This window comes from Lapidilactobacillus mulanensis (genome assembly GCF_003946215.1).
GTDB classification, from domain to species: Bacteria; Bacillota; Bacilli; order Lactobacillales; family Lactobacillaceae; genus Lapidilactobacillus; species Lapidilactobacillus mulanensis.
On record NZ_RHOW01000016.1, the window covers coordinates 46432 to 56077 of the forward strand.

Below are 9646 nucleotides of genomic sequence, written 5' to 3' on the forward strand. Positions count from 1 at the left end.
AAATAGTTATCATTTTGCAAATATGCTATGATAAAAGGAAAAACAGAGGTAAAAAAGATGGCCGAACCGAAAAAATTATACCTGTGCCTGATTTCTGATTCCGTTGGTGAGACGGCGTTTAAATTGACTCAAGCTGCCATGGCTCAGTTTCCAGAAGTGAAACCGATCTACGAACGCTTCCCCTTTGTTCACACGAAAGAAAAAATTGATGAATTAATTAAAATTGCACTCGAAAAGGATGCCATCATCACCCAAACTTTGGTTACCGAGGGTTTGAGTGAATATTTACAGATTCAAGCCGCCAATTCTGGTGTTATTTCGATTGACTTGATCACACCAGTCATCCGCAGTGTCAGCAAGCGGTTTAATTTACAGCCCACTCACGAAGCAGGTGCCCTCCACCATTTAACTGAAAAATACTTTGATCGCATTTCTGCAATGGAATTCGCGGTCCTCTATGATGATGGTAAGGATCCCCGTGGTTTCTTAGACGCAGATGTCATTTTATTAGGCATTTCGCGAACTTCGAAAACACCGATCTCTTTATTTTTAGCAAACCGTAATATCAAGGTCGCAAATTTACCGATCGTTCCTCAAGCGCACATTCCCGAAGAATTATATCAAGTCGATCCGAAAAAAATTATCGGTTTGACGAATGATCCCCAAGTTCTGAATAATATTCGGCGACAACGGATGATTGCCTACGGACTCAACCCAGACACTGCTTATTCGGATATGAATTCGATCAAGGCAGAATTGGCGTTTGCACAAGCGTTATATGATAAGCTGGGCTGCCACGTGATCAATGTGGCGAATCGCTCGATCGAAGAAACAGCAACCTTGATTTTGGAACATTTAGGATTGGATCATTATTAATGGAAAATGATTAGTAATGTTTGAACGGCGGATTAATGATCCGGCGTTTTTTTGTGCGGTTCCGGCGAAATTTGTGGTGGGAACTGGGAAACTGCTGTGGGGACGGCTCCAAGCTTTTGGAAATTCGCCAAAAGTTTTCCGCCTGAAATGTGAGCTCTTCCAAAATCGGGAAGATCTCACATTTTCCCATTTTGTAAATTCGCCAAAACCGCTCATTAACAAAATTGCCACTGCAGTCCCAGTTCCCACCACAAATTTCGCCTATTCTATTCGGACGAGCTCAGTATATTTAGTGCTGGATATTTAATTTACGTTTCTATTCCAATCAATATTTTTTAACGCGTAAAATGAAAATTGGTAATTTAGGTACACGACCATTTTAAAAATAGGCACAATCTGTTGTCTAAAGCGCCTTGTTATCGGTTTTTAAGACTAATCTGCACCTATTTTTAAATTGGTCGTGTCTTATTTTGCTCAGATTTGAAATTCATCACATTTTTTATTTTGTTCTTCGGAGTCAAGGCAACATTGAGAATCAATTTCCAGGAACCCTGTTATTCATTTTCTACACTAAATAAAATTAAGTTTAGGTCGAAAGTGCTGGGGCAGGCAGTCGTGGCAGTGACAACCATGTTGGCGGGATGTTTTTCCCCGCCTTACATGGTGGATCGATTCGAGATTTTGCGGTCTGTGCAAAAGCTCAAATCGAAGCTCGGAGCTTTTCCCGCACTTGGAAAAGCGGAGAGCGATCCCACAAGCCAACGTACTGCCTGCCCCAGCACTTTCGACCGAAGGTAGATCAGTATACTTATTTTTAATAAAACTATACCCGCCGCAATTTCTCTTTCATTTCAGGATCAAACTTTTGTGCTCGCAACATTGCAATTTCACTGCCATATGGCGATAACGTCCCTTTTGCATCATCCGTCACACCAACATAAGGTGTTTCCAGAATTTTAGGAACGTTAGTCAATTGTGGATGATGCGCAACATAGTCTAACGCGTCAAACCCGATCGTGCCAAAACCAATATTTGTATGGCGATCTTTGTGGGCACCTTGCACGTTTTTCGAATCGTTTAGATGAACGACACTCAATCGATCAAGGCCAATGATATGATCGAACTCATTGAGCACGCCGTCGAAATCATTTTTGATATCATAACCCGCATCACTGGTATGACAGGTGTCGAAAGTCACGGAAAGTTGATCGTTATTTTGCGTTTGATCGATGATCGAGGCTATTTCTTCAAACGTGCGCCCAATTTCAGTCCCTTTGCCCGCCATAGTTTCGATGGCAATACTGACGTGTTGGTCAGCCGCAATAATCTGATCCAAGGAATGAGCGACTTGCGTGATGGCGGCACTAGCACCAGCGCCAACGTGCGCGCCAGGATGAAAACTCATCGCGTATGCGCCAATAGCATCCGCTCGCTGTACCTCACCTTGCATAAATTCAATCGCAAACGGCAACGATTCGGGTTTGATCGTGTTGCCTAAATTGATGATGTAGGGTGCGTGAACCACAATTTTTTCAATGCCGGCCTTTTCAGCCAACGCCAAACCTTCTGGTATTTTCATCTCATCGGTTGATTTACGCCGCGTATTTTGTGGCGCGCCGGTAAAAATCATCATGGTGTTGGCATGATAGGATTGCGCTTCTTCGACGGCACCAACTAACATCTTTTTGCCGCTCATGCTGACATGCGATCCGATCAATAAATCTGTTGTAGACATTTAATAGCGCCCCTATTCAACTTTGGGTTCGTAAAAGTGACCCAATAATTTAAAGACTTCGGTAATACTGACAAAGGCATATGGATCTGATTGACGCATTGCCTCTTCGAAATCATGCATTTCATAACGGGAAATAATCGTAAACAGAATGGTCTTTTCTTCGTGTTTAAACGCGCCCTCGGCATCATGAACGATGGTAATTCCGCGGCGCAAAGATTTCTGAACGCAGCTGATCACTTCTTTAGGATGATTGGTGACGATCATGACCTGCAAACGCTGATGGCTCGTGTAGATGGCATCGATCACGGCACCATTAATAAAAATCCCCATGGCACTATATAACGCGTGGACCCATCCGAAAACAAAACCGGCGCCAAAAATAATCAACAAGTTAAAGGCAATATTAATACTACCGACACTTTTACCGGTCTTCTTACGGAGAACGATGCCGATAATATCTAAGCCACCTGTAGAAATATTATTCTTCAACGCCATCCCGGTACCCATCCCGTTGATCAATCCACCAAAAATTGCACCGATGATTGGGTCAAAACCGACTTTCACAGGCGGGATCAAATGCATCAAGATCGTTGAAAAAACAACCGCGAAGAAAGTGAAGATCGTGAACCGATGGCCAATTTTAGCCCAAGCAACGACAAATAAGGGCATGTTAAACACAAAGTACAAAATCGGCGTCGTGATCGGTAGACCGGTTTTTTCAAGTAAACTGGCGACTAATTGTGCCGCGCCCGTGATTCCTGATGAATAAATATGCCCTGGTTGCCAGAAGAAATTCATCGCGATCGACACACAAATTGCATAAAAAAACGCCATTGATAACTTCGTAAAGTTAGAATGTCGTCTGATGATTCGTTCAATATCTGTAAACATGTAAATAACTACCTTCTCATCCCAACATTTGTCAATATTGTAACACAAGGAGTTAGTTTATGGACGGAAAAATGAAAAGCAATTGAGAAAATAATGAAAAGTTTTCATTATTTCAGAGCCGTCATTATTTTTGCCAATGCTTCGCAATAAATTGTTCGCGTCCGCCCTGTTCTTCCATGGCGAAACGTTCGGGATTTTTACGATAGAAATCTTGGTGATAATCTTCTGCAACGTAGAATGGTTGCACATCTTCAATTTTAGTGACGATCGGTTCCTTGAAGACGCCAGAATCAACTAGTTTTTCTTTCGACGCTTCAGCAATGGTCCGTTGTTCGGGAGAATTGACGAAAATCACAGGGCGATAATTATCGCCGCGATCCTGGAACTGGCCCATGGCATCGGTTGGATCGGTCACTTGCCAATAAATGTCAACTAAATTTCCATAACTGATCACGTCGGCATCGAAGGCAATTTCAACGGCCTCTGTATGACCAGTCGTGTGCGCGCTAACTTGTTCATAAGTGGGATTCGCAACGTGGCCGCCGGTATAACCGGAAACAACTTCAATGATTCCTGGTTGTTCATCGAATGGTTTGACCATACACCAGAAACAACCACCTGCAAAAATTGCGGTTTCTTTTTTCATGAGATTTCTCCAATCTTGTTCAGAATTCGTGAGAATAAAAAACACCAACTGAGTGAAATTCAGCGTTGATGTTCTTTACCAATTATTATGAGGGTTTTTTCAAAAAAGTCCAAAAATAAATCTGCTTACTTTTCAGGAGCATCCTCGACGTTCAAACCTAATTCATCCAACTGTGCCGACGCGACTCGTGATGGCGCCGTTGTCATTGGCTCAGTTGCCTTGGAATTCTTAGGGAACGCGATTACGTCACGAATATTATCACGTCCGGACAATAACATGGCAAAACGATCGAGACCAATTGCCAGACCGCCAAGTGGTGGAAAACCATAGTCCATGGCATCTAATAAGAATCCAAATTGTTCTTGTGCCTGTTCAAGCGTGAAATCTAATGCTTTTAACATCTTTTCTTGAATTTCACGCGTATGAATACGAATAGAACCGCCACCTAATTCGTAACCATTCAAAACGATATCATAACTCTGTGCGTGTGCGGCATGAGGATCGGTATCGAGCAAATGAATGTCTTCTTCATTAGGCATCGTAAATGGATGGTGAGCAGCGATCCAATGTTGATCACCTTCGTCATATTCGAATAATGGCCAATCAACGACCCACGTATAAGCATATTGGTTTGCGGGGATCAAATCTAATTCTTTGGCCAAGAAATTCCGCAAGTAGCCTAAGCTATCGGCCACCACTTTTTTACTGTCGGCCACAAATAAGAGTAAATCACCATCCTGTGCACCTAACTTGGCAATTAATTCTGCTTGTTGGTCTTTAACGAATTTAGCGACTGGCCCAGTAACTTCACCATTGTCTACTTTCAACCAAGCTAATCCTTTAGCACCGAAACGTTTGATGTATTCTTGAATGGCTTCGATCTGTTTGCGCGAATATTTGGCGGCTGCTTGTGGTGCGACGATGGCTTTCACTTGACCACCGTTCGCAACGGCCCCGCTAAAGACTTTAAAGGCACTGTCCTTGAAGAATTCGCTCAGGTCTTGTAATTCCATCCCGAAACGTAAATCGGGCTTATCGGAGCCGTAACGGGCCATAGCGTCATTCCAAGTGATTCGTGGAAATGGCAATTTAACGTCGATCCCTTTTTCATCGTGCATGACCTGTGCAATCACACCTTCGGTCAGGGATTGGATTTCTTCAGCAGATAAGAAGCTGGTTTCCAAATCGATCTGCGTGAATTCTGGTTGACGATCTCCACGTAAGTCCTCATCACGGAAACAACGAGCAAGTTGATAATAGCGGTCGAAACCTGCCGTCATTAATAACTCTTTAAATAATTGCGGTGATTGTGGCAGCGCGTAAAAACTACCCGGATAAACTCGAGAAGGCACCAAATAATCACGGGCACCCTCTGGCGTTGATTTCGTTAAGTCTGGGGTTTCAATTTCGATAAAACCATGATCATCGAGATAATGATGTGCCGATTTAACAATTTGAGCACGAGTGCGGATGGCAGCCATCATTTCTGGACGACGTAAATCTAAGTAACGATATTTCAATTTAGTATCTTCAGATGCCGTCACATTATCCGCAATATCAAATGGTGGTGTCTTAGATTTATTCAGGACAGTCAATTCGGTTACTTCGACTTCAATTTTACCTGTTTTCATGCGATCATTCACAGCGCTCTCGGCACGTGCAGCGACCTTGCCGTGTACGCTGATCACATATTCACTCCGTAACGTTTCGGCAACGGCCAGCGCTTCAGCATTGATTTCCTGACTGAAAACTAATTGGACGATGCCTTCGCGATCTCGTAGATCGATAAACACTAAATTACCTAAACTACGACGCTTCTGCACCCATCCTGCTAAATCAATTTCTTGATTCAAATATTTTTCGTCAACTAAGCCACAATAAGTTGTTCGTTTTACCATGATCATTCCTCCAGATTTTATACCTGCAATTTAATTTAATTTCGCAATGACACTCTTGAAATCATTCTCGATCTCAGTCAAAGGCATGTCGACTTGGACGCCAGTAGCCATATTCTTGATAGGCACAGAATTCTGCGCTAACTCGCTATCACCAACGGTAATGACGAAACGAGCTTGCAAACGATCTGCATTCTTGAATTGTCCTTTAACTTTACGGTCTAAATAATCTTGATCGGCAGAAAAACCTGCTTGCCGGATCGACTGTAAAATTTTGAATGCAGGGACTGCGACGGCATCACTTGTTTTCACCACGTAGCAATCTAGTGGTTGTTCTTGCGTGGCTTCGTTATCCTGATCAAGTAATAAGATGAGACGCTCAACTCCGATCCCGAAACCAATACCGGCTTCGTCTGGCCCACCGAACTCTTTAACCAAGCCGTCATAGCGGCCACCAGCAATCACGGTCATCTCACTATTATTAAAGGCAGGTGAAGTCACCATAATTTCAAAAATCGTATCGGTATAATAATCGAGACCACGAACCATTGTATGATCGATTTCAAAATCAATGCCCAACGCCTTTAGACCAGATTGAACAGCTTCAAAATGAGCGGCAGATTCAGGCGTTAGAAAATTTAAAATTGTTGGTGCATTTTTGACAATTTCTTGATCGTGTTTATCTTTGCTGTCCAAAATACGCAATGGATTCGTGACCAAACGACGTTGAGAATCTTCACTGAGTTCATCGTTGAACGGCGTCAAATAATCAACTAACGCCTGGTGATAATCGGTCCGCGTCTGAACATCACCCAAACTATTGATGACCAAGTGCATGCCTTTAATAGCTAGTTTAGATAATAATTGCTCAGCCATTGCCATCACTTCGACATCTAATTGTGGTGAAGTGGAACCAAATGCCTCGACCCCAATTTGATGAAATTGGCGTTGGCGTCCAGATTGTGGCCGCTCATAACGGAACATTGGCCCGTGATAATAAACTTTGTAAGGTTTAACTTGCTCGGGACCGAAGAGTTTGTTCTCAACATAGGCACGAACCACGCCGGCAGTTCCTTCAGGACGCAAGGCAATGTGGCGCTCGCCCTTATCATAGAAGTCATACATCTCTTTAGAAACGACATCAGATGACTCCCCTGATGACCGTTCGAAAACGTCGTACGATTCGAAAATTGGGGTTCTAATTTCATGAAATTGATAAGACTCGAAAACTTGCTGAGCAGTCGCTTCTACATACTGCCACTTCTTCGATTCCTTCGGTAAAATATCAGCAGTTCCTTTAGGTTTTTGATAACGCATTACATTTCCTCCTAATTTATGTTGTGAGAAGGAACGGGTGAAATCAGTGACTAAGTCGACAATAACTAAAATCTTGATCTTAAGATTTAAGTTATTGTCACTTAGACACTGATTTCAGTTCCTTCGAACACGATTATGTTGTGAAAGCTGACGGGTTGGCTGCGTAGAATAAGTTCAGAAACAACTTAATTCGGTTTATGAATTCAGTTGTTTCTAACTTATTCATAGCAGACAGTCAGCTTGAACACGTTTATGTTGTGAAAGCTGACGGTTGGCTGCGAGCACGTTTATGTTGCAAGCACAGCCCCAAACACCATTAGCCAGTTTCCCGACAACATTCAATTATTCCAGTAAACAAAAAGCACCCTTAATCGCGAAAACGATTAAGGGTGCTTTTGGGCACGGTACCACCTTATGATAACTCATTGGATAACGTCTTACAGACGAGGCTTGCGCCTAACCTCAAAATGGTCGTTTCGTTTCGCCTGTCTTCTCAGCTACCGACAGTCTCTGTGGATGAAACTACTTCTCGTTTGTCACTGGTTAACTATTAACATTAATATAAGCGTCGTTTGTACGAAAGTCAAGCGAGTTTCTGCCTAAAAACCGATGTGTTGTTTGATTTCGACGATTAAAAAAAGCGAAACAAGTTATGATTCACGAAAAATATGTCAGTTTAAATATAACCAACGTTATTCATGACAGCGCTATGATCTGCTTGTCAATAGGTTTTTTCATCACAATCCTTAGTATTTATTTAAGATTTCCTTTTTTTTATCATGAGTGACCAACAGACTATTATAATTGGGGTGATACATTACGGAGATTCAATACTATCAACAGCTGCAAGGGGCAATTACTGTGATAAAAACCTACTTAAAAAAATTATGGCGTTGGCGTATCCTGATCGTTATCGCCTTAGCAATTATGACTTCAATTGGGACGACGGTGGCTCTGGCCAATAGTCAGCAAGTCGTCGTACAGGCCAATGTTTTAAACATTCGCAAGGGACCTGGACTGGCTTATGATGTCAGTGCCCAAGTGAAACAAGGTCAGCGCCTGACTGTGATCAGTAAGCGCAACGAATGGTTACAAGTTCGGATCAGTAACAATCAAGTGGGTTGGGTAGCCAGTTGGTTGGTTAAAAACACAGAAGTTAGCGCGACTAGCAATCAAATTGCCACGGTCGATAATAACAACACCCCTATTTATTTAACGAATAGCGAAACCTCAACGAAAATGGGATTATTGCAGGCGACTAAGACCGTCACAATTTTATACACAAACGGCGAATGGTACCAGATCAAGCACAACGATTCTGTCGCCTGGGTCAAGCGTAATGCGGTTCATGTGACTGGTACAGTCGATAGTAGTGCACAAACCGAACCAACCAGCACCACACAGACCACCAGTGTCGCTAGTACCACTCAGAACGTTTTGGTCAAGACTAATAATACTCACTTGCGTTCTGAACCCAATTCAAAGGCGTCGATTGTGACGAGTCTTTCTGCGAACACAACCTTAAGTTATATCAAAACCGTCAATCAATGGTATGAAGTTAAAACCAGTGGTGGACAAACGGGCTATGTTGCCAGTTGGATCGTGACCCTCCAGAATAAAACAGCTTCAAGTGGTACAACGACGGCACCTAAAGTGGCCTCAAATTTGGCCGAATCAACAATTGTGATCGATCCAGGTCATGGTGGCACAGATTCAGGTGCGCTTTCTCAGGGAAATAAATATGAAAAAACCTACACCTTGCAAATGGCCAACGTAATTGCCAGTCGGTTGCGTGCAGCTGGTGCCAATGTGATCCTCACTCGCAACGGCGATTCCTATGTCAGCTTGTCTGGTCGTGCCAGTGTCTCGAATAAGAATTCTGCGGATGCGTTCATCAGTTTGCATTTCGATTCATCTGAGAATGAAGGTAGTGCGAGTGGTGTGACCACCTATTACTACAATAAAAATCGTGATTCAAAACTGGCAAGTAGCCTTAACACGCAATTATCCAGCTTGCCAATTAACAACCGCGGGACAGACTTCGGCGATTTTGAAGTCTTACGTGATAATTCCCGCCCTTCTGTTTTACTAGAACTCGGCTTCATTAATAACAAAAATGATTTCAGTTACATTCAATCAACCACTTATCAAACAGAAGTTGCCAGCGCTATTGTCAATGGCCTGACTGCTTACTTCAAATAAAATCAAAAAAGTTATGACCGGCTCGGCTCCTGTCAAGAGGACAATCAAATAATTAAAGTGTTTATGCACATTCTTGAACGGCAT

8 protein-coding genes are annotated in these 9646 nt (G+C 42.8%); 3 read left to right on the forward strand and 5 right to left on the reverse strand.

Annotation, left to right across the window (positions count from 1 at the left end; translation table 11 throughout):
* Positions 1 to 57 precede the first annotated feature (57 nt).
* A complete protein-coding gene (locus tag EKM67_RS05685; RefSeq protein ID WP_125578062.1) occupies positions 58 to 876 on the forward strand; it encodes a pyruvate, water dikinase regulatory protein in 819 nt (272 codons plus the stop codon).
* Between the two features lie 16 nt (positions 877 to 892).
* Entirely contained in the window at positions 893 to 1183 is a 291-nt protein-coding gene (locus EKM67_RS10770) for a hypothetical protein (RefSeq protein WP_164506582.1), read from the forward strand.
* A gap of 516 nt (positions 1184 to 1699) precedes the next feature.
* Here EKM67_RS10770 and EKM67_RS05690 read toward each other — a convergent pair.
* From EKM67_RS05690 to hisS, 5 genes are all read right to left on the reverse strand, one after another.
* Positions 1700 to 2611 (reverse strand): deoxyribonuclease IV, encoded by a 912-nt coding sequence (locus tag EKM67_RS05690; protein WP_125578063.1) that lies wholly within the window; start codon positions 2609 to 2611, stop codon positions 1700 to 1702.
* Positions 2612 to 2623: 12 nt separating this feature from the next.
* Positions 2624 to 3502, reverse strand: coding sequence for a YitT family protein (locus EKM67_RS05695; protein ID WP_125578064.1), 879 nt, complete (start codon positions 3500 to 3502; stop codon positions 2624 to 2626).
* A 124-nt stretch (positions 3503 to 3626) separates the two neighbouring features.
* On the reverse strand, positions 3627 to 4148 hold the full coding sequence (gene msrA, locus EKM67_RS05700; protein WP_125578065.1) for a peptide-methionine (S)-S-oxide reductase MsrA: 522 nt from the start codon (positions 4146 to 4148) through the stop codon (positions 3627 to 3629).
* Between the two features lie 125 nt (positions 4149 to 4273).
* Positions 4274 to 6046 carry an aspartate--tRNA ligase gene (gene aspS / locus EKM67_RS05705; protein ID WP_125578066.1) on the reverse strand — a complete coding sequence of 591 codons (1773 nt, stop codon included), beginning with the start codon at positions 6044 to 6046 and terminating at the stop codon, positions 4274 to 4276.
* A 30-nt stretch (positions 6047 to 6076) separates the two neighbouring features.
* Positions 6077 to 7360 carry a histidine--tRNA ligase gene (gene hisS, locus EKM67_RS05710; protein ID WP_125578067.1) on the reverse strand — a complete coding sequence of 428 codons (1284 nt, stop codon included), beginning with the start codon at positions 7358 to 7360 and terminating at the stop codon, positions 6077 to 6079.
* Between the two features lie 861 nt (positions 7361 to 8221).
* Here hisS and EKM67_RS05715 point away from each other — a divergent pair.
* Positions 8222 to 9562, forward strand: coding sequence for an N-acetylmuramoyl-L-alanine amidase (locus tag EKM67_RS05715; RefSeq protein WP_125578068.1), 1341 nt, complete (start codon positions 8222 to 8224; stop codon positions 9560 to 9562).
* Positions 9563 to 9646: the final 84 nt, after the last annotated feature.

Coding starts and splice junctions, on each gene's coding strand:
- EKM67_RS05685 (WP_125578062.1), top strand. CDS start 58: ATGGCCGAACCGAAAAAATTATACCTGTGCCTGATTTCTGATTCCGTT.
- EKM67_RS10770 (WP_164506582.1), top strand. CDS start 893: ATGTTTGAACGGCGGATTAATGATCCGGCGTTTTTTTGTGCGGTTCCG.
- EKM67_RS05690 (WP_125578063.1), bottom strand. CDS start 2,611: ATGTCTACAACAGATTTATTGATCGGATCGCATGTCAGCATGAGCGGC.
- EKM67_RS05695 (WP_125578064.1), bottom strand. CDS start 3,502: ATGTTTACAGATATTGAACGAATCATCAGACGACATTCTAACTTTACG.
- msrA (WP_125578065.1), bottom strand. CDS start 4,148: ATGAAAAAAGAAACCGCAATTTTTGCAGGTGGTTGTTTCTGGTGTATG.
- aspS (WP_125578066.1), bottom strand. CDS start 6,046: ATGGTAAAACGAACAACTTATTGTGGCTTAGTTGACGAAAAATATTTG.
- hisS (WP_125578067.1), bottom strand. CDS start 7,360: ATGCGTTATCAAAAACCTAAAGGAACTGCTGATATTTTACCGAAGGAA.